We start from the raw sequence: 20,153 nt of genomic DNA on the forward strand, positions 1-20,153 counted from the left end.
CCTCCGCGCCATCAGGCCCGGAGGTGATTTCGGTTTCAGGCCAGACGTCTCAGCGGCCGAGGCTCTTCTCGCGGATCGCTTTGAACTCGGTACCGTCCTTCCACGTTGGCCACGTCGTGCCATCGGCCACGCGGCGCCCCACGGCGTAGAGCAACCCGAGGTCGGCGACGGCGCCGCTCAGGTCCCACGCCGGATCGACTTCATCGGCGGGCTTGTGGTAGGCGCGCGCGGTATAGTCGTCGCGCTTTTCCTTTGAGAAGCCCTCGGGCTTGCCGATGTACTTGGTGCCAGGGTCGAGGTAGAGCGCCGGCACGCCGCGCTTGGCGAACTCGAAGTGGTCGGAGCGATAGAAGAAGCCCTTTGACGGCTCCGGATCGGGGGCGAGGGTCCGGCCAGCCTCCGTGGCCGCATCCGCCAGCAGATCCTCGAGGGTGGTGCTCCCGCTGCCGACCACCACGAGATCGGTGGTGGGGCCCCAGGTATTCAGCACGTCGATGTTGATGTTGGCGAGCGTCTTCTCGAGCGGATACAACGGATTGTTGGCATACCACTTGGAGCCGAGCAGCCCCTGCTCTTCGCCGGTCACGGCGACGAAGAGGATCGACCGCTTCGGTGCGCCTGCCGTCTTGAAGGCGCGGGCCAACTCGAGCAGCGCGGCAGTGCCCGAGGCGTTGTCGCGGGCGCCGTTGTAGATGGAGTCGCCGTCGACCGCTTCGCCGATGCCGAAGTGGTCCCAATGCCCGGTGTACACGACATACTCGTCGCGCAGCGTCGCGTCACTCCCCGGCAGTTTGGCGACGACATTCGCCGAGCGGACGTCGCGGATGGTCTGGGCAATGCTGAAGGCGGCCGTGGCCGGGATGGCGACCGGTGCGAAGTCGCGCATGACGGCGAGCGCCTTCAGGTGGGCAAAGTCCTGACCGGCGGCGGCGAAGAGTGCCCGCGCGGTGGCCGAGGTGATCCACCCTTCGACGGCCACCCGGCCCGCGTTGCCGTCGGCACTCCGCGTGTCCATCCGCTCGCCGGTCCAGCCGCCGCGGACGACTTCCCAGGGGTAGCCGGCCGGACCGTCCTCGTGGACCAGCAGCACTGCCGCAGCCCCCTTCTCGGTGGCGATCTCGTACTTGTAGGTCCATCGGCCATAGTACGTCATCGCGTCGCCGCGAAAGAGCTTTACGTCGAGCGCACTCGAGTCGGCGGCGTCGGGCACGGCGGGATCATTCACGAGCATCACGACCGTCTTGCCGCGCACGTCGACGCCCTTGTAGTCGTCCCACCCATACTCGGGCGCCACGACGCCGTAGCCGACGAACACCACGTCGCTCGCCGCCACGTTGACGGCGGGCACGACGCGGCGCGAGACGGCGACGTAGTCATCGCGCCAGCGCAGCGGGAAGGGCCGTCCGCGCACGGTGATGGTCGCCTCCGGCGTGCCGCGGATGCCGACCATGTCGACGGACTGCACCCAACTGCCGTCAGGATTGCCGGGCTCGAGGCCGGCGGCCTTGAACTGGGCGGTCAGGAAGGCGACGGTGCGCTCCTCCCCGAGGGTCCCCGGCGCGCGGCCGAGCAGCGAGTCATCGGCGAGGACGCGGATGTCGGCGAGCAGTCGCTCGGCGGAGAGGTCCAGGGCGGGTTCACCCTTCGGGGCGCAGGCCCCGAGCAGGGCGACCAGGGGCAGCAGGCGACGCATGGGAACTCCGGTGGGCGGGGGGAGACGCAGCCGGAATAAATCAGGTCGGGCGGCCCAACGCCAAACGGCCACCCCGAGGGGTGGCCGTTTTTCCATCATGCGGCGGGCATTGTAGGGGCGAGGCATGCCTCGCCCTTACGATATCCGCGTGGGTCGGAGGCTAGTACATCCCGCCCATGCCGCCACCGCCACCACCGGCCGGGGCGCCACCCTTCTCTTCCTTCCGCTCGACGATCACGCACTCGGTGGTCAGGAGGAGCGCGGCGATCGACGCGGCGTTCTGCAACGCCGTCCGGGTCACCTTGGTCGGGTCGATGACGCCGGCCTTGACCAGGTCCTCGTACTCGTCCGTCGCGGCGTTGTAGCCGAACGCCTTCTCCTTCGACTCCTTGACGCGCGCCACGACGATCGACCCTTCGACGCCGGCATTCGCGGCGATCGCACGGATCGGCTCTTCAATGGCCCGGCGAATGATGTTGACGCCGATCTTCTCGTCGCCCTTGGCCTTGACGCCATCGAGCACCGACTGGGCGCGCAGCAGGGCGACACCGCCGCCCGGCACGATCCCTTCCTCGACGGCCGCGCGGGTCGCGTGGAGCGCGTCCTCGACACGGGCCTTCTTCTCCTTCATCTCGGTCTCGGTCGCGGCGCCGACATGGATCACGGCGACACCACCGGCCAGCTTCGCGAGGCGCTCCTGGAGCTTCTCACGATCGTAGTCCGAGGTGCTCTTGTCGATCGCGGCGCGGATCTCGGCGATGCGGCCCTGGATGGCGCCGTCTTCGCCCTTGCCGTCGATGATCGTGGTGTTGTCCTTGTCGATCACCACGCGCTTCGCCTGACCCAGCTCGTTCAGCGTCGCGTTCTCGAGCTTGAAGCCGACTTCCTCCGAGATCACCTGGCCGTTGGTCAGGATGGCGATGTCACGGAGCATCTCCTTGCGGCGATCGCCGAAGCCCGGCGCCTTGACGGCCGAGACCTTGAGCGTGCCACGGAGCTTGTTGACCACCAGCGTGGCCAGCGCCTCACCCTCGACGTCCTCGGCGATGATGAGCAGCGGGCGCCCCATCTGGGCAACCTTCTCGAGCACCGGCAGGAGGTCCTTCATCGCGGAGATCTTCTTGTCGTGGATCAGGATGTACGGGGCGTCGAGCGACGCCTCCATCGCTTCCGGATCGGTCACGAAGTACGGCGAGAGGTAGCCGCGGTCGAACTGCATGCCGTCGACCGTCTCGAGCGTGGTCTCGAGGCCCTTCGCCTCTTCGACCGTGATGACGCCTTCCTTGCCGACCTTCTCCATCGCCTCGGCGATCAGCTTGCCGATCTCGGGATCGTTGTTCGCCGAGATGGTGCCGACCTGCGCGATGTCCTTCTTGCCGCTGGTCGGCACCGACATCGACTTCAACTCGGCGACGAGGGCCTCGACGGCCTTGTCGATGCCGCGCTTCAGTTCCATCGGGTTCGCACCGGCGGTGACGTTCTTCAGCCCTTCGCGGAAGATCGCCTGCGCCAGGACGGTCGCGGTGGTGGTGCCGTCGCCGGCGAGGTCGGAGGTCTTGGTCGCGACTTCCTTCACCATCTGCGCGCCCATGTTCTCGATCGGATCGGCGAGCTCAATCTCCTTCGCGACCGAGACGCCGTCCTTGGTGACGGTCGGCGAGCCGAACTTCTTGTCGATCACGACGTTCCGGCCCTTGGGGCCGAGGGTCACCTTCACCGCCTCAGCGAGGGCGTCGACGCCCTTCTTGAGCTTGGCGCGGGCGTCCACGTCGAACATCAATTCCTTTGCAGCCATTGCAGAATTCTCCCTTCGGTGTGAACGGTCAGCCGAGCTTCGCGAGGACGTCCGAGGCCTTGAGGATCATCACCTCGGCCCCGTCGATGGTGAACGGCGTGCCGCTGTACTTCCCGTACAGCACCGTGTCGCCGACCTTGAGGTCGACCGGCACGCGCTCGCCCTTCTCATAACGCCCCGGCCCGACGGCGATGATCTCGCCCTGGGTCGGCTTCTCCTTGGCCGTGTCGGGGATGTACAGCCCGCCACGCATCGTCTCCGCCTCTTCGGTCGGCTTGATCACCACTCGATCTTCGAGCGGGGTAATCGCAAGCTTGCTCTTCGCCATGTCCTGCACCTCCAACGTGAACGGATCTCGGTAAGTAACAGCAAGGCAACAACTTGGCACTCGACCACTCTGACTGCCAACAACCCGCGAAAGCTAGCGGCCAACCCGCCGCTGTCAACCGTGCAGGGAGAGTTGGCAATCGGCGTGCCTGAGTGCTAAGCCAGAATGGCAGATAGTCGTTAGTCGTTGGTCGTTGGTCGTTAGGGTGCGCGGTTGAGATCGGAGTGCTATCGCCACCCCCGTCCCTGACCCGGCCCTCTAACGACTAACGACCAACGACTAACGACTAACGACTAACGACTCCCGACTACTCCACGATCCTCCGCACCCCCACCCACCGCTTCAACCACCACCGTCCATCCGGATCGTCCTCGGCCAGTCGGGAGAGCCGCACCCCTTTGGAGGCGGAGTGGATGAAGCGCCCTTCCCCGACGTAGAGCCCGACGTGGGTGACCTGGTCGCCCTTCTCGGCGAAGGTCAGGATGTCGCCGGGGAGGAGCGCATCGATGTTGGTGCGGATGGCGATCCCGGCCTTGGCCTGGGAGGCGGAAGTGCGCGGGATACGGACGCCCTGGCTCTCGTAGGCGAAGTAGATCAGCCCGCTGCAGTCGAAGCCGCCGCTGCCGTCGCCGCTGCCACCCCAGACGTAGGGCTGCCCCATCTCCTCGAGCGCGGTGGTGACCACGGCGCCGAGGAGCCGCGCCTTGAACTCCGGAATCCCGGCGGAACGGAGCGCGTCCGCCGTGGCGCGCGGCACCCAGAGGCCGGCGGTCTCCGGACGGCGGGGCGCCACGGCCCGACGGCGGTACCCGATGGTCACGCCGACCTCGAAGCCGTCGCGGCCCGGAATCGTGAGGTTCCGCCACCGCCCCTCGGCGGCAACGCGGGCCTCGCCGATGTTGAGCAGGGTGAGGCGGGCGCCAATGGAGCCGGAGGTCCAGACGCGCTTCTGGTCGGCCATGCCGAGGCCGACTGCGGCGCCGAGAAAGACGGAGGGCAGCGACCGGGAGGCGGCGAAGATGGTGACATCCCCGCCGACGCCGAGGAGCTCTCCGTCGCCTGGGCGCGCGCCGGGGAGCACCTGTCCCGAGAGGTCGAGCCCGAGGGGGCCGATCAGGTCGTGCTGGACGGTCAGCCGCCAGCTGGCTTCGTCGGGGGTGCCGGCCAGCATCCGCCCCGCCGTGAGGAAGACGCCATCCTGGGCGGCGGCTGGTGCCGCAGCGAGGGTGAGACCGATGAGCAGGTTGCGGATCATGGCGCTCCCGGCTGTTCGGCGGTCCCGAGAATCGCGTCGACTGCGGCCTCGAGCGGGACGCCCTCGGGGGTGACCGCGAGCGCTTCCTGGAGGACCGGTGAGCCCCGCAACAACCGGATCCAGAGCCAGAGCCCGACGGCCGCCGAGGTGAGGCCCGCGAGGGTCACGAGGCCGAGGGCGACCGTGGTGGAAACGACCGGGGCGACCATCGCCACGACGGTCGCCCCACAGAACGCGGCAAGGGTCAACACCAGCGGCGTCAGCAGCCAGCCCGCCAGGCGGACCACCACGCGGACGACGCGGCGCATCATGGCCGTTCCGTCAGCGCTTCGAGGCGCCGAAGCCGCTGATCCAGGTGGCGAGCGTCACGGCGGGCAGGACGGCGATGGCGAAGGTCGGCACGTTGAACGAGGCGCCCGGGAAGTGGAGCGCCGCCGCGGCGGCCCCGCACACGGCCGTCAACACCGCCACCAAGCCGATGGCGCCGCCGATGGAGGAGGTCCCGTTCTTGTTTGCCTGATTCGCGAGAATCCACGCACCCATCCAGGAGAGGTAGCAACCCACCATCCACCACGTCGGGTGGTACCACCAATTCGACCCGCCACCGATTTCGTGCCAGCGATTGGTGTAGGTCCCCAGCGGCTGCAGGACGGCCACGTCGATGATCAGGAACGCCAGCGCGGCGCCAAGGCCGATACCCGCCGCGCCGGCAATCCCTTCGATCGTACGAGGGCGCGTGCGCGTCGCCGGATAGATCATGGTGACGACCGTGCCGATCGCGACCACCACACCGGTGAGCGCATGGTCGGCCGTTCCGGTGAGCGCCCTGTTGATCAGCGACACGGCGAAGACGCAGACCGACTGCACCACGCCGAGGACGAGGGAGGCGCGGACGATGTTCGAAACGTCGGTGGAGTCGCTGCTGTGATCGAGCGAAACGGCGGTGGCCATCAATCAATCTCCGGGAGGGTGTCCAGACCGGGTCGAAAATAGCGGCGCTGGCAGGGCCGAGCCAAGGGGGACGCCGTTACAACGCCCAGGCCAGGAGCACGGCAATGTCGGTCAATGCCCACGCCGCGAGGGCGTGATACATGCCGCGCTGGTGCTCCGTGGTACTCCACCCCCGCCCCCTGAGATACCACGGACCGAGCACGACGATCCATGCCGTCCCGGCGAGCCCCAGGAGCCCCCAGCGGAGTAATGCCTCGCGCCCGCCCCACCCGGAGGCCCAGGCGGCCCCGGCGAGCATCCCGAACGTGATGCCCACGCCGAGGAGTGCCACGACCAGGGAGCGGCCGACGCCGAGACGGAGGGCCAGGGTCCGATCGCCCCGCTCCCGGTCGACATCCATCTGGTAGAGTTGGGTGAGCGGATAGAACGCGGCGAAGAGTGCGCCGAATGCCACAAAGATGATCGACGCCACCGGGGTCAGCGGCCGCCCGGATAACGCCCATCCGGCATAGGGGGAGATGGCGCCGAAGCCGACCAGGTTGATCAGCCAGTCGACCCCACCCACGGCCTTCAGGCGGATCGGCGGCACCGAATAGAGGACCGACATGACCAGGCAGACCAGGTAGGCCCACCGGAACCCCGTCGGCGCCCCCCAGGTGGCGAGGGCGCCGGCCAGCATGAGCGCCATCGCGACCACGGCGAGCCCGGCAGGGACAGGCGGCGGCTGCCGGAGGTACGCGACGTCGTCGTCGTCGCGGTCGAAGGCGGAATTGAGCGCCAGGGTGCCGCCGTTGAGTGCCACGACCCACGCCAGCAGCCCCACGGTCGCGAGTCGATCAGGTGCCGTGAAGCCCGTGGCGAGCAACCATCCGAGCGCCGTGTGCGCCGCCATGATCGGCCACTCGGCCGGGCGCAGGTGGAGCACGTAGGGGAGCAGCGGGCCGAGGACGCGCCCCGCCGCGCGGCGCGCCGGCGTCGCGGTCAACGGATCGTCCGCCGCGGTGCCTCGCCGACCTGCCAGACTCACGCGAGCAATCCCAGCGCGTCGGCTGCCACGAGGATGCCGTGGAGCGTGAGGTCGGGCTCGACCCGACCGATCGACGTGGTCAGCGGGGCCACCAGCGAGGCGAGTCCGCCGGTCGCGATGACCTGCGGCGTCGTCGGCGTGGGCCACTCGGCGCGGATCCGGCGGATCATCCCGTCGACCGCGTCGGCGGTCCCGAAGAGCACGCCGCCGCGGATGTGCTCGTCGGTGCGGCGCCCGATCGCGCGGACCGGCGGGACGAGCTCCGTGGCCGTGAGCTTGGCTGCCTTCCGCACCAGCTGCTCCGCCGATGTCCGCAGGCCGGGCATGATGGAGCCGCCGATGAATCGACGATCGGCGGTGACGCAGTCGAAGGTGGTCGCGGTGCCGAAATCGACGACGATGCTGTCGCCCGGATGACGGTCCAAGGCGGCCAAGACATTGGCGATGCGATCCGGTCCGACGGCGAGCGGTTCGTCGACATCGAGAATGACGGGGAGCTTCGCCTTCGCCTCGACGAGTCCGACGCGATCGGTGTAGGTCGCGAGAATGGCGCCGACCAACGGCGAGGTGACCGCCGGCGCCACCGACGCGAGACAGGCCGCGCTGACGTCGGTCGGACCGTGTCCGGTGCGTCGGAGGCAGGCATCGAGCGCCATCGCCCACTCGTCCGGGGTGCGGTCCGCGACGGTGGTCAGCCGCCACTGGCCGAGGAGGGCGCGACCGCTGAAGAGACCGACGGTGACTTCAGTGTTGCCGATATCGAGCGCAAGCAGCATGAATGGAATCTCGCGTCAGGCGGGATCGAGGACCAGCCCGGCGAGGACGGGGCGGGCCTGCCCCCCCGGATCGCGGACCAGCAGGGAACCATCGGCGGCGATGCCGATCACCACACCGGCGACCGGTGCCCGCACGCGGCGTCCGGCCAGCGCGTCGCGCCGGAGGAAGGCCGCCAACTCGGGATCTGTCAGCGGCCCGGCGTACCCCGACACCCGAGTCACCGCTGGCAGGACGCGTTCGAGCAGCGCAGCTGGATCGGCACCCGGCACCCACTCGTCACAGCGCGCCGCCTGCCCAATCAGCGCCGCCGGCAACGGATTGCAGACATTCACGCCGACACCGACGACGACCCAGCGACACTCGGCGCCGGACCACGACGCTTCGCAGAGGATGCCAGCCACCTTGCGCCCCTCGGCCTGCAGGTCGTTGGGCCACTTGACCTGCAACGTCGGCATTGCCGGCCAGGTGCCCTCGATCGCCTCGGCGATGGCCAATCCCACCCGGAGCGACAGCGCCGCGAAGGCGTCGGCACGAGCGGGACGGGCGATGACCGAGAGCCAGAGGCCCCCGCGCTCCGAATCCCACGGGCGGCCGCGCGAGCCACGGGCCAGGTGCTGTCGTTCGGCAACGAAGGCGGTGCCATGCGGCGCACCCGCGAGGGCGGCGGCGTGGGCCAGTTCCATCGTGCTGTCGACGGAGGCAAGACGTGTCAGCATTGCCGACCGCTCACCCGCCGCGGCGCGCGAGGAAGAGCAGCAATCCCAGGCCGAAGACGATCCGATACCAGGCAAAGACCGTGAAGCTGTGCCGTTCGACGTAGCGGAGAAAGCCGCGGATCACCACCAGCGCCGAAACGAAGGACACCACCAATCCCACGGCGAACATCGGCGCATCGGCCATCGTGAAGAGCTGCCAGCTCTTGGCGAGGTCGAGGGTCGCGGCACCGATGATGGTCGGAATCGCGAGGAGGAACGAGAACTCGGTGGCCGCGGCGCGCGAGAGTCCGAAGGCATAGCCGCCGAGAATGGTGGTCGCCGCGCGCGACGTGCCGGGGATGATGGCCAGCACCTGCGCGAAGCCGATGCCGAGCGCCTGCCGCGGCGTCACCTCGGCGAGCGTCGGCGCCGTCACGGTTGGGCGCCGCCACTCCAGCAACAACATCACGACGCCGCCCACGACGAGCGCCCACGCCACCACCGTCGGCGAGAAGAGATGCGCCTTGATCCAGTGGATGAGGAGCACGCCGGCCACCGCAGCCGGGACGAAGCCGAGGAGCAGCTTCGCCACGAGGTTGCGTTCGGGACCGACGCGCATCATTCGTGTGATGAGGGAGCGCAACGTGGCGCGGTAGTGCCAGATGACGGCGAGAATGGCACCGACCTGGATCACGACCTCGAAGGTGGCCGCGCGTTCGCCGGTGTAGTGCAGCACGTCGCCGACCACGATGAGGTGCCCGGTGGACGACACCGGGAGGAATTCGGTGATCCCCTCGACGAGGCCGAGGATCACGGCGATCAGCAACGGACCGAGGGTCATCGTCCCGCCAGCACGCGATCGTAGAGTGCCTCGTACTGCGGCACCACGATGTCCGAGGAGAAGGTCGCGGCGCGCGCCAAGGCGGCGTCGCGGACCTTGGCGTAGCGCACGGGATCCTTCAGCAGGTCAATCGCGCGGCGCGCCATCGCCTCGACGGATCCCGCCGGTTCGAGAATGCCGTCGACCCCGTCGGTGATCACCTCGGGCAACCCGCCGGTGCGCGCCGCGACGACCGGCGTGCCGCAGGCCATCGCCTCGAGCGCGGCGAGGCCGAAGGACTCGGTCTGCGACGGCAGGAGAAAGAGGTCGGCGGCGGCCAGCAGCGGCGCGACGGTGTCGAGTCGACCGAGGAAGCGGACGTCGGCGGCGATGCCGAGTTCCCGCGCCTCGTGCTCGGCGTCGGCACGATCGGGACCATCACCCACCATGAGCAGCGTCGCCGGCATCGCCTTGCGCACCCGCGCGAAGATCCGGACGACGTCCTTGACCCGCTTCACTTCGCGGAAGTTGGAAACATGCAGCAGCAACCGTTCATCGCCCGGTGCCAGCGACTCGCGCGAGGCCGCGGCCTCGGGGCGGTACTCCAGCAGGTTGATGAAATTCGGGATGACATCGAGGTCGCACGAGACGCAGCCGAACGCGCGGTAGGTCTCGTCGCGCAGGAACTCCGAGACGGCGGTGACGCGATCGGAGCGCTCGATCGAGAACTTGGTGATGGCGTAAAAGGACGCCTCCTGCCCCACCAGCGTGATGTCGGTCCCGTGGAGCGTGGTGATCACCTTGAGGTCGCGTTCGCCGCGCAGCATCTCGCGGGCGAGAAAGGCGGTCGTGGCATGCGGGATCGCGTAGTGCACATGCAACAGGTCCAGGTTCTCCTGCAGGGCCACTTCATACTGGCGCGACGCGAGCGCCAGCGTGTAGGGGTAGTGCTCGAAGAGCGGATAGCGGCTCATCGCCGTATCGACTTCGTGGAAATAGGCGCGCTCGACGTACCCACGCAGCCGGAACGGCGAATCGTAGGTGATGAAGTGCACTTCGTGGCCGCGACGGGCCAGGTCGAGGCCGAGTTCGGTCGCCACGGCGCCGGAACCGCCGTAGGTCGGATAGCAGGTGATGCCGATCTTCATGCGGACTGCTGCTCCCACGCTGCCGCGATGGTGGCGGCGAGCTGCTCGGGGGGACGGGTGGCGTCCAGCACCAGGACGTCGCCGCGAAGTTGATGACGGAACCACGTTTCCTGCCGCTTGGCGTACTGGCGTGTCGCGGTGGCGATCGACGAAATCAGGAGGTCGCGTGGCAGGCGACCCTGCAGGACGGCCACGGCCTCCCGCACGCCGATGCCATCCATCCCGGGGCCCTCGATCGGCGCGCCATCGGCCAACGCCGCCGCGACCTCCTCGAGCAGACCCCGCTCCAGCATCGCCGTCGTGCGCGCCAGGATGCGCTGGTGGAGGAGATGGCGCGGGGCGGTGAGCCGCACCGTCCACGGCGTCACGACGCCCTGCGCCTTCGCCGCGGCCTGCCACCACGACAGCGGTTGCCCGGTGAGGAGGGCGATCTCGATCGCCCGGGCCGCGCGATGCCGCCCCCCTTCCCCACGATAGCCGCGATCGAGCCGCCCGGCCCAGCGCACCAGGGTGGCGTTGTCCATCCGATCGATCGCATGCGCGAGTGCCTCGCGGGCGCGCGGATCGATCGACGGTTCGGCGAAGAGCCCATCCACCAGCGCACGCACGTAGAGCCCGGTGCCGCCAACGACCACCGGGAGTTTGCCATGCTCCCGGACCGTCTCGATCGCCGTCGCCGCCTCGAGCGCAAAGCGTCCGGCACTGTACCGTTCACCGGGACGCACCACGTCGACCAGGTGGTGCGGGACGCGATCGCGTTCCTTGCGCGTGGCCTTCGCCGTGGCGATGTCGAGACCCCGATAGATCTGGCGCGAGTCGGCGGAGATGACCTCGAGCGGCCAGTGGGCGGCGAGCGCGAGGGCGATGGCCGTCTTGCCGACGCCCGTCGGCCCCACGAGAATCGGCGTCCTAGCGTCGACCAAAGCGTCGCTCCAATTCTTCGCGCGGCAGTTGCACGATCGTCGAGCGGCCGTGCACGTCGTGCGGCGGCAACTCGCAGGCGAAGAGGCGGATGAGCAGCTCGCGCATCGAGCGGTCGTCCAGCCGCTGCCCGGCCTTCACCGCGGCGCGGCAGGCGTAGGTGGCGGCAAAGCGCTCGAGGCGGTTGGCCCAGCCGCCGAAGCGACCGCGGGCCAGGTCGGCCACCATCTCCCGAAAGCAGGCCACCGCATCGAAGCGCGGGTGCGGGTTGGGCACGCCGTGCACGGCCACCGCGCGCCCACCGAAGGGCTCCACCTCGAAACCGATCCGGCGGAGCACGTCGTCGTGACTGGCGACCACGTCGAGTTCCTCATCCGTCAGTTCGATGGTGATCGGGAGCAGCAGTCGCTGCGAGGGCATCCCCGTCCCCTGCAACTGCTCCAGCACCTCTTCGTACAGGACCCGCTCGTGCGCCGAGTGCTGATCGACGATGACCAATCCCTCGGGTGACTCGTAGCAGAGGTAGGTATCGGCCAGTTGCAGCAACGGTGCGTGCCACCCGATCGTCTCGGCGTGTCGTGGCGAAGCCTCCACCGTGACATCATCGCCGGTGAGCGGCGCGAAGAGATCCGCCGGCGACGCGTCGAACGTCGGCACCCCCATGGGACGCGGTGCCGGGAGGGCACCAGGGAGGGGTGCCTCGCCGAGCTGCGCGGACGCTCCCAACGCCTGCAAGGCGTCGCGCACCGCCTCCTCGACCGCGCGTTCGACGCCGATCCGGTCGCGAAAGCGAACCTCCAGCTTGGCCGGATGGACGTTCACGTCCACTTCGGCGGGATCGACGCCGATGTCGAGGAAGAGCGAGGGCCGGTCGCCCGGATGAATCGCGGAGCGATAGCCGGCTTCTGCGGCGCGGACGAGGAAATGGTCGCGGAACGGTCGGCCGTTGACGAAAAGCTGGGTGCGTCTGCCGGTGGGCTGCGCATCGGCAGGCCGCTGCGTGAACCCCTCCACGCGCACACCACCAACGGCATAGCTGACCGGCAGCAGCGTCCGGGCCAGCTCCGCCCCCCACACCGCCGCCAGTCGCTCCTCGCGCGCCTGCGCCGCGGGGACGATCAACCGCGGCCGACCATCGAGCATCAATTCGAAGCCGACGTCGGGATGGGCCAGGGCCAGCGTCGCCACCGTATCCCAGACCGCCCGCGATTCACTCGCCGCGGAGCGGAGAAATTTCCGGCGCGCCGGGGTGTTGTAGAAGATCGTGCGGGCGGTCACGGTGGTGCCGCGCTGCCGGGGCTGCTCGCGGAGTTGGTCCACCCGACCACCGTTCACCGTGACCTCGACGCCATCACCATCCGCGGTCGCCGTGTGCAACGCAAATCGGCTGACGGACGCAATCGCGGGAATCGCCTCCCCGCGGAAGCCGAAGGTGGCAATGCCGACCAGATCCTCGGGGGAGCGAATCTTCGACGTGGCGTGGCGATCGAGGGCCAGGAGCGCATCGTCGCGCGACATGCCGGTGCCGTCGTCGGCCACTTCGATCACGGTCTTCCCGCCATTCTCGACCGCGACGCGAATGTGCCGCGCCTCGGCGTCGAGGGCGTTCTCGACCAGTTCCTTCACCACCGACGCGGGACGCTCCACCACCTCGCCGGCCGCGATCTGATTCGCGACGGCGTCGGGGAGGAGGGCGATGCGTCGCGTCGTGCCGATGCTCATCCCCTCAATCTAGCGTCGCCAGTGGCGCGATCGCCTCTTCGGGGAGCCACCCACGCCCTCCCTCCGGGGTCGCCACCAGCAGCCATTTCCCGTCACGCCGCTCCACCTCCACCAACGCCCAGGCCGAGGCCTGCGCGAGTACCGGGGCCGCCGGATGCGGGGAGACTCGCAGGGCGATCGCCTCGCGCACCAGCGCCACCGGTGCCACTTCCCGACGCCAGCGGAAAAGGCCCAGTGCGCCGCAGCCGAGGGCCATGAGCAGCACCACTCGGGCGGCCTGACGCCGGTGGCCGAACCGATGGAGGAGCCACGCCGTCCCCAGCCCAAGCACGGCGAGGAGCACGCACTCGTCTCGCGAAATCGGAATCGTGGGCACCAGCCTTTGCATGCTGGCGGGGAGCGTACTCGCGTCGCGCCACGCCTGTCGTGCCAGCCGATCGCGTGGGGCGAGCGAGAGGGCCCGCCACCAGGCGGCCACCGCGCCGACGTCATCGCCCGCCTGCCACCGCGCCGAGCCCAGGTCACGCCAGCTCCCGGCGGCGCGGGGATCGGCAATCGTTTGCGCCTCAAAGAGGCGTGCGGCACCGCGGAAGTCCCCTGCCCGGTACCGGCTGACTGGATCGGTGGCCTGCCCCGCGAGCGGGGCGGTGACGACGCAGCACAGCACCAACAGGGTGGTGGCGCGCCGAAGCCTGCTGAGCACCGCCGAGACGGCTGCCGGCGGCTCTGGCGTCGATCCCCCAACGGGCCCGTAGCGTCGCCGGCCCGTGGCCGCGAGCCAGCGACGCACCTGCTCGGCCTCGGGGCGCGGGACACCCCGATGGCGGAGCGCGGCGACGACGCGGTCCGAGCTCGCCTCGATCGGTGTCCCGAGCAGGCGATACAACTCGCGCTCCGGATCGCCGACCGGCTGCACGATGGCGATGGCGCGCCGCGGACGCCGTCGCCGCCACCAGAGGGCCAGGAGCACGCCCGGCGTGAGCAGCGCGACCCACATCGCAGTCGTGGTGCGCACGAGCCGCGTCGCCAGCGGGATCTCCTCCTGGCCCGTGACGGCGAGCGGCGTTCGGTCGCCAGTTCGGCCGGGGCTCGTGAAGACCGGCAGTGCAAATGCCGACGCCGCAACGACCCGAGCACTGACGGTGCTGGGGTCGAACGTCGGGTACCGCACCGCCGGCAGCGTGACGACCCCTTCACTGTCAGCGACGATCGTGAATCGGAATCGTTTCTCGCCGCCGCGATCACCGGCGATGATCGTGGTGGTCTCTTCGGTTCGCTCAGGATAGACGCGCAGGCCGCTGGGCCAGGCGATGCTCGGCGTCGGCCAGAGGGTGACGTTGCCGGTCCCGTTCGCGACGAGCTCCACCAGCGCCGGCGTGCCGGCATGCAGTCCCTCGGGCGGGCCGCGCCAGACCAGGCGCAGGTTCCGTGTCGTCGGCCCGCCGGCGACCATGGTGGCCACGGCCGCCGGAATCGGCCGCACCTGCAGCGTGGCAGTACGCGAGGTGAGGCTCTTGCGTTCTTCCGGCGCGAAATAGGACGCCGAGGCCGGTACGGCGTAGGAGAGCAAGGCCGGTGGCGAGACGATGCGCCCCGGGCCGAGCGGGAAAATCGTCTGGTGCATCACGAAGAGATCGTAGACTTCGCCGCGGGCGCGACGCGTCTCGACGAGGATCGGCAGGGACTGCGACTGCACGCTCCAGAGCCCACTGAGCGACGGACCGCGCAGCGTCGGCGGCCGGCGCAACCGATCACGCAGCTCGCGCGGGAACCACGCTGCCGTCACCAGCTCCACCTGCTCGCCCACCCACGCGGTGTCCTTCGAGAAGCGGACGGCGATCGACACGCCACCCGCGGCCGCCGGCAGCGGAAAGCGGCCAAGCATGTCGCGCGCACGCGGCGAGAGCGCCGTGGTATCCTGCGCGACGAGTGCGGCCAGGAGCGCGAGCGCGATCACCAGTCGGGTCCCAGCGGCGGTTGGCCGCGCCGTTGCCGCTTCGCCTGGGCCATGCGCGTCTCCCGCTCGGCGCGCTCCATCGCGGAGAGCACCTGCTCGGCGTCGGCCTTGCTCATGCCGCCAGGCGTGGGCGGCGCTTGTTGCGGTTGCTGGGGCTTCGGCGGTGGCTTCTTGGAGTCGCCCCCACCGCCGCTCTGGGGCGGTGGCGGCGGCGGCATCAAGCGCCGCGCCAGCTCGTAGTTGAACTTTGCATCGGCGTCACCGGGCGCGAGCTGCAAGGCGGACTGCAACTGCCGGCTCGCGGCGACGAGCAGTGAATCACGGCCCTTGGTCTCGCGGCGGGCACGCGTCAGGTACGCCGTTCCGAGGTTGTAGAGCGCCCGCCGTCGAAGATCGGGATCGAGCGAGAGCGAGGCTCGCTGCAACGCGTCTTGCGCCGCGACCATGTCGCCCGCCACGAGCGCCGCCGTGCCGGCATTGAACCACGCCGAGTCGGTCCCGAGTCGCTTTGCCTCGGCGGTGAATGCTTCGCGCGCCTTCGCCGTATCGCCACGCTGCAACAATCGACCACCTGCCGACGGGCGCTGGGCGCTTGCGCTGCCGACGGCCACGGCGAGCAGCACTCCGACGAGCGCCGCACTGCGCCGGGTCAACGTGTGCGCCAGGAGTCCCACCGCGGCGACCAGGGCGAAGAGCCACGCGCGCGGAATGAGGTCGTCGGCGCTGCGGTCCTCGGCGGGCGCGCGGGCGAGTCGATCGAGGACCCGACGCACCTCGCCCGACGGATCCGGGGCATCCGCCGGGACGACGATGCCGCGCGCGCCTGCCGCGGCCGCTTTCAACAGGTCATCGCGGCGCACCGTGATCACTTCCTGGCCGTCGGCATCCTTGTGCCAGGTCCCATCCGGATCGGGGATGCGTGCACCGGTCGAGCCTCCCACCGGCACCAGGACGAGCGTGATGCCGGCGCGTTGCAGCGATTCACCCACCGAGGTCAGTGCCTCGGCGCCCTCGAACGACTCGCCGTCGCTGAAGACCACCACCGCCTTGTCGCCTCCCTGGGTCGCGGCCTTCAAGACGTCGGCGGCCTGACTGATGGCGGCGCCGAGCCCCGAGCCCCCTTCGCTGGCAACTTCCGGATCGAGGGCATCCAGCTGGAGCGCGAGCGCACTCTGGTCGAGTGTCAGCGGCGACAGCAAATAGCCGCGCGCCGCAAAGGCGACCAGCGCGAGTCGGTCGCCTTCGAGGTCCTGGACCAATCGCCGAGCGATGCCCACCGCGCGCGTCAGCCGGTCGGGTTTGACGTCCTGCGCCAGCATCGAGCGCGAGATGTCCATCACGACCACCACGTTGAGTGCGCGCGATTCCGTGGCCTGCGAGGCCCGGCCCCATCGCGGCCCCGCGAGCCCGACGGCCGCCACCAAGGCGATCAATCCCAGCAGGAGCATCGAGTGGCGGCCCATCGCGGCGGCCTGACGGCCGAGTTGTGCCGACCATCCCGCCGCGGCGCGAAGCCGACGCCGTCGGGCCTGCCAAGCGGCCGCCGCCACCAGCAGCACGGCGAACGGCACCACCAACAACCACCTCGGCAGTTCGAATCTCACGGGACACGCACCGCGATGGTACCGCTCAACAGCAATTCGATCGCGAGGAAGGCAAGTCCGAGCGCCAGGAACGGTCGCGTGCGCTCGTCACGCCGGGTGTAGCGGACCACGTCGACGGGCGTCCGCTCGAGCTGGTCGATCTGCTTGAAGATGCGGCCCAGCGACGCGGCGTCCTTGGCGCGGAAGTACTGCCCACCGGTTTCCTTGGCGATCTCGGTGAGCAGCGCTTCGTCGATCTTGACCGGCAGCACTTCGTAGCGGAAACCGTTCAGGCCGCGCCCGGTGGGAATGCGGGCCTCGCCCTCGGTCCCGACGCCGACCGTGTAGACCTTGATGCCGAACGCCTGCGCGGTCTTCGCGGCGGTGCGGGGATCGATGATGCCACGATTGTTTTCGCCGTCGGTGAGGAGGAGGATCACCTTCTCCTTGCCGGGCAACTTGCGGAGTCGCGCCACCGCCGTCGCCAGGCCGGAGCCGATGGCGGTGCCATCCTCGAGCAGTCCGACCTCGAGGTTGCCGATCGCCTGCTCGAGTGTGGCGTAGTCGACCGTGACCGGCACCTGGGTGAGCGCCTCACCCGCGAAGGTCACCAGGCCGATGCGATCGGCGGAGCGCCCGCGCACGAATGCCGTCGCCTGACGCTTGGCCACTTCCAGTCGGTTCGCCGGCGCAAAATCCTCCGCGAGCATCGAACTGGAGACGTCGATCGCCAGCACGATGGCGAGCCCTTCCGCGTTGATGACGGTGCGATCGCCGCGGCGGTAGGGACCGGCCGCCGCGATCACCAGCGCAAGGCAGGCCAGGCTGCGGAAGAGTGGCGGCAGCCAGAGCCGCCACTTGCCGCGCGCCGGCACCAGGAACGGGGCCAGATCGGAGACGAGGGCGGCGGCAGGCCGCAGCCGAGTCCGTCGCCACCACCACCACGGCAGGGCAAGCAGCAGCAGGAGCACGAGCGGTCGGGTCACGCCGATCACGGGGCCTGCCCGATGAGCAGCGTCATCCCTGACGCGGCCAAGGCGTGCAGATCGCCATCCGCTTCGGGAGCGTAGCGCAGCGTCGCCACCGCAGCACACCACTCGGCCGCCTCGGGGCGATCGCGCAATGCCGCTTCGAGATGCAGCACGGCGAGTCGACTCTCCCCGGCAGCGATCCATCCGGCAAGCCGCGCCGCGTCGACGGGAGGCACGGTGGGCGCGGCCATCACCGGGGCCTTGGGGCCTCGACGACGACGGTGCCACCACGCCAGCAGTCCGACCACCAGCAGCAGTGGGATGGCAATGGCCCAGGGGAGGAAGGTGCGGTCGGCGCGGGCGACCCATGGGCGCGCCTGCTTGGGCGCCACCTGCGCCGCCGGTCGGCCCGTCGGCAGCACCGACGCGATGTTGAGTGGCACGCGCGCATCGGGCAGCGTGTCGATCCGGCCATCGAGCCGCACCACGATGGCGCCCGGGATGGTGAGGGTGTTCTGCCCGGGAGCCCACACTGTCACCCGATAGGCGATGCGCACCGAATCGCCTTCGCGCGTGACGCTGGCCGGACCGAGCAGCGTCGCCAGGGTCGTGTCCGTCGGCGCCTGCGGCTGGACGAGCGCGCCCGCGGGGACCGCGACCCGCTGCACGATGGTCGTGGTATCACCAACCGTGAGGCGACGTGGCTCCTGCCTCATCGCCGCCGTCCCTGCCGGCCGAAGGCGGCGCGCAGCACGGGCAGGTATTCGCCATCGGTCCGGATCACGACTTCGCGCACGCCGGCCGCCGAGAGGGCCGCACTGCGGCGCATCCGCTGCCGCTGCGCCATCGCCTCCGCCCGCTTCCGGGTGGTGGCGTCGCCGCTGTCGAAGAGGACCGTGCCGCCACGCTCGGCGCCGACGAGCTGCACCCAGCCCCCGGTCGGCAGCGCCGTCTCGCGAGCATCGTCGAGTGCGATCGCGGTGACCTCGTGGCGTGCCGAGAGTCCCTTGAGTGGCGCCTCCCAACCCGGCGCCAGGAAGTCGGACACAATCACGACCATGGCCCGGCGACGGAGCAGCGCGCCGGCAGCGCGGATGGCCCCGGCCAGATCCGTCTCGCCAGACTGGGTCTCGAGCGCGAAGAGTCGCTTCACAATTGCATACGCGTGTCGCCGACCACGCCCCGGCGGGATGACTGGCCCCACCGTGTCGCCGAAGGCGAGGAGGCCGACGCGATCCTGCTGCTGCGCCGCCACCAGCGCGAGCATCGCCGCGACTTCGACGGCCCGCGCCGACTTCGGCTCGGGGTCGCCGACCGCGGTCGATGCCGACCGGTCGACGACCAGCAGCAGCGTGAGTTCGCGCGTCTCGGTGTACAGCTTGACGTAGGGAAGCCCGGTTCGGGCGAGGAGGTTCCAATCGAGATGCCGGACGTCGTCGCCTTCGGCGTACGGACGCACATCGGTGAACTCCATCCCGGTCCCGCGGAACACGGAACGCACCTCCCCGCCGAGGAGGGCTTCCGTCGCACGCCGGCCCCGGAGGGCGAGCGTGCGGACCTGCTTCAGCAGCGCGGGCGGGAGGAATCCGGCCACGTCACGGCACCGGCACCGCGGCGAGGACCTGTCGGATCACCGCGTCGGTATCCACGCCCTCGGCCTCGGCATCAAAGGTGAGGACGATGCGATGCCGCATCACGTCGGGGGCGAGGGCCTGAATGTCCTCGGGCATCACGAAGTCGCGGCCGCGAAGGAACGCGTGGGCGCGCGCCGTCTGGGCCAGCGCGATCGAGGCGCGGGGTGACGCGCCGTAGGCGATCATCGGTGCCAGCGCTCCGAGACCGATCGTCGCCGGCTCGCGCGTCGCGCGCACCAGATCCACGATGTAGTCCGCCAGCCGGGCGTCGAGATGAATGTCCTCGATGGCATGCCGCGCGGCCATCACCTGGGCCGGCTCGGCCAGGCGCTGCACGTCGATCGCCCCCGAGGCGCTCATCCGCATCAACACCTCGCGCTCCTCGGTCCGCGACGGATAGCCGACGCGAATCTTGAGGAGGAAGCGGTCGAGCTGCGCTTCGGGCAGCGGGTAGGTCCCTTCGCTCTCGATCGGGTTCTGCGTGGCGAGGACGAGGAACGGCTCGGGCAGCGGGTAGGAGTTGCCGCCGATGGTGACCTGCCGCTCCTGCATCGCCTCGAGCAGGGCGGACTGGACCTTCGCGGGGGCACGGTTGATCTCGTCGGCCAGCACGATCTGCGCGAAGATCGGACCCTGGCGGACCGTGAAGGCCGAGCGCTGCGCCTCGTAAATCATCGTGCCGACGACGTCGGCGGGGAGCAGATCCGGCGTGAACTGGATCCGGGAGAACGACGAGTGGATCACGTCGGCCAGGGTGCGCACCGTCAGCGTCTTCGCGAGCCCGGGTACACCTTCGAGCAAGACGTGCCCGCCGGTCAGCAGTCCGATCAGGAGCCGCTCGACCATGAGATCCTGGCCGACGACCCGCTTCCGCAC

General features: G+C 69.8%; 18 protein-coding genes. All 18 read right to left on the reverse strand.

All coding sequences use genetic code 11. The features are described 5' to 3' along the window. Positions 1–49 precede the first annotated feature (49 nt). The 18 genes from IPP98_08715 to IPP98_08800 all read right to left on the reverse strand — a co-directional run bounded on the left by IPP98_08715 (position 50) and on the right by IPP98_08800 (position 20,123). Positions 50–1,693, reverse strand: a complete 1,644-nt coding sequence (locus IPP98_08715; GenBank protein ID MBL0179190.1) for a M28 family peptidase — start codon at positions 1,691–1,693, stop codon at positions 50–52. 160 nt (positions 1,694–1,853) lie between these two features. Then, entirely contained in the window at positions 1,854–3,488 is a 1,635-nt protein-coding gene (gene groL, locus IPP98_08720) for a chaperonin GroEL (GenBank protein ID MBL0179191.1), read from the reverse strand. Between the two features lie 28 nt (positions 3,489–3,516). Continuing rightward, the gene (locus tag IPP98_08725; GenBank protein ID MBL0179192.1) at positions 3,517–3,816 is read right to left on the reverse strand and encodes a co-chaperone GroES; all 300 of its coding nucleotides are present in this window, start codon (positions 3,814–3,816) and stop codon (positions 3,517–3,519) included. 307 nt (positions 3,817–4,123) lie between these two features. Next, positions 4,124–5,071: a C40 family peptidase gene (locus IPP98_08730; protein MBL0179193.1), complete on the reverse strand. Its 948-nt coding sequence runs from the start codon at positions 5,069–5,071 to the stop codon at positions 4,124–4,126. After that, complete coding sequence (locus IPP98_08735) at positions 5,068–5,382, reverse strand: hypothetical protein (GenBank protein MBL0179194.1); 315 nt, start codon at positions 5,380–5,382, stop codon at positions 5,068–5,070. Before IPP98_08735 ends, IPP98_08730 begins: the two co-directional genes overlap by 4 nt. A gap of 10 nt (positions 5,383–5,392) precedes the next feature. After that, positions 5,393–6,022, reverse strand: a complete 630-nt coding sequence (locus IPP98_08740) for a hypothetical protein (protein ID MBL0179195.1) — start codon at positions 6,020–6,022, stop codon at positions 5,393–5,395. Between the two features lie 76 nt (positions 6,023–6,098). Beyond that, positions 6,099–7,049: a UbiA family prenyltransferase gene (locus IPP98_08745; GenBank protein ID MBL0179196.1), complete on the reverse strand. Its 951-nt coding sequence runs from the start codon at positions 7,047–7,049 to the stop codon at positions 6,099–6,101. After that, complete coding sequence (locus IPP98_08750) at positions 7,046–7,825, reverse strand: type III pantothenate kinase (GenBank protein MBL0179197.1); 780 nt, start codon at positions 7,823–7,825, stop codon at positions 7,046–7,048. The genes IPP98_08745 and IPP98_08750 overlap by 4 nt, the downstream gene beginning before the upstream one ends. Before the next feature lie 15 nt (positions 7,826–7,840). Beyond that, positions 7,841–8,542 (reverse strand): biotin--[acetyl-CoA-carboxylase] ligase, encoded by a 702-nt coding sequence (locus IPP98_08755; protein ID MBL0179198.1) that lies wholly within the window; start codon positions 8,540–8,542, stop codon positions 7,841–7,843. A 10-nt stretch (positions 8,543–8,552) separates the two neighbouring features. Beyond that, positions 8,553–9,362, reverse strand: coding sequence for an undecaprenyl-diphosphate phosphatase (locus tag IPP98_08760; protein MBL0179199.1), 810 nt, complete (start codon positions 9,360–9,362; stop codon positions 8,553–8,555). Beyond that, complete coding sequence (gene bshA, locus IPP98_08765; protein MBL0179200.1) at positions 9,359–10,489, reverse strand: N-acetyl-alpha-D-glucosaminyl L-malate synthase BshA; 1,131 nt, start codon at positions 10,487–10,489, stop codon at positions 9,359–9,361. Before bshA ends, IPP98_08760 begins: the two co-directional genes overlap by 4 nt. Beyond that, a complete protein-coding gene (gene miaA / locus IPP98_08770; GenBank protein ID MBL0179201.1) occupies positions 10,486–11,412 on the reverse strand; it encodes a tRNA (adenosine(37)-N6)-dimethylallyltransferase MiaA in 927 nt (308 codons plus the stop codon). Before miaA ends, bshA begins: the two co-directional genes overlap by 4 nt. Then, the gene (mutL, locus tag IPP98_08775) at positions 11,399–13,132 is read right to left on the reverse strand and encodes a DNA mismatch repair endonuclease MutL (protein ID MBL0179202.1); all 1,734 of its coding nucleotides are present in this window, start codon (positions 13,130–13,132) and stop codon (positions 11,399–11,401) included. Before mutL ends, miaA begins: the two co-directional genes overlap by 14 nt. 4 nt (positions 13,133–13,136) lie before the next feature. Beyond that, positions 13,137–15,089: a BatD family protein gene (locus IPP98_08780; protein MBL0179203.1), complete on the reverse strand. Its 1,953-nt coding sequence runs from the start codon at positions 15,087–15,089 to the stop codon at positions 13,137–13,139. Next, the gene (locus IPP98_08785) at positions 15,086–16,693 is read right to left on the reverse strand and encodes a VWA domain-containing protein (protein MBL0179204.1); all 1,608 of its coding nucleotides are present in this window, start codon (positions 16,691–16,693) and stop codon (positions 15,086–15,088) included. Before IPP98_08785 ends, IPP98_08780 begins: the two co-directional genes overlap by 4 nt. Then, complete coding sequence (locus tag IPP98_08790) at positions 16,690–17,847, reverse strand: VWA domain-containing protein (GenBank protein ID MBL0179205.1); 1,158 nt, start codon at positions 17,845–17,847, stop codon at positions 16,690–16,692. Before IPP98_08790 ends, IPP98_08785 begins: the two co-directional genes overlap by 4 nt. Before the next feature lie 508 nt (positions 17,848–18,355). Then, positions 18,356–19,237, reverse strand: a complete 882-nt coding sequence (locus tag IPP98_08795; GenBank protein ID MBL0179206.1) for a DUF58 domain-containing protein — start codon at positions 19,235–19,237, stop codon at positions 18,356–18,358. Between the two features lies 1 nt (position 19,238). Beyond that, on the reverse strand, positions 19,239–20,123 hold the full coding sequence (locus tag IPP98_08800; protein MBL0179207.1) for a MoxR family ATPase: 885 nt from the start codon (positions 20,121–20,123) through the stop codon (positions 19,239–19,241). Positions 20,124–20,153 lie beyond the last annotated feature (30 nt).

This window comes from Gemmatimonadota bacterium (assembly GCA_016720805.1).
GTDB lineage: Bacteria > Gemmatimonadota > Gemmatimonadetes > Gemmatimonadales > GWC2-71-9 > Palsa-1233.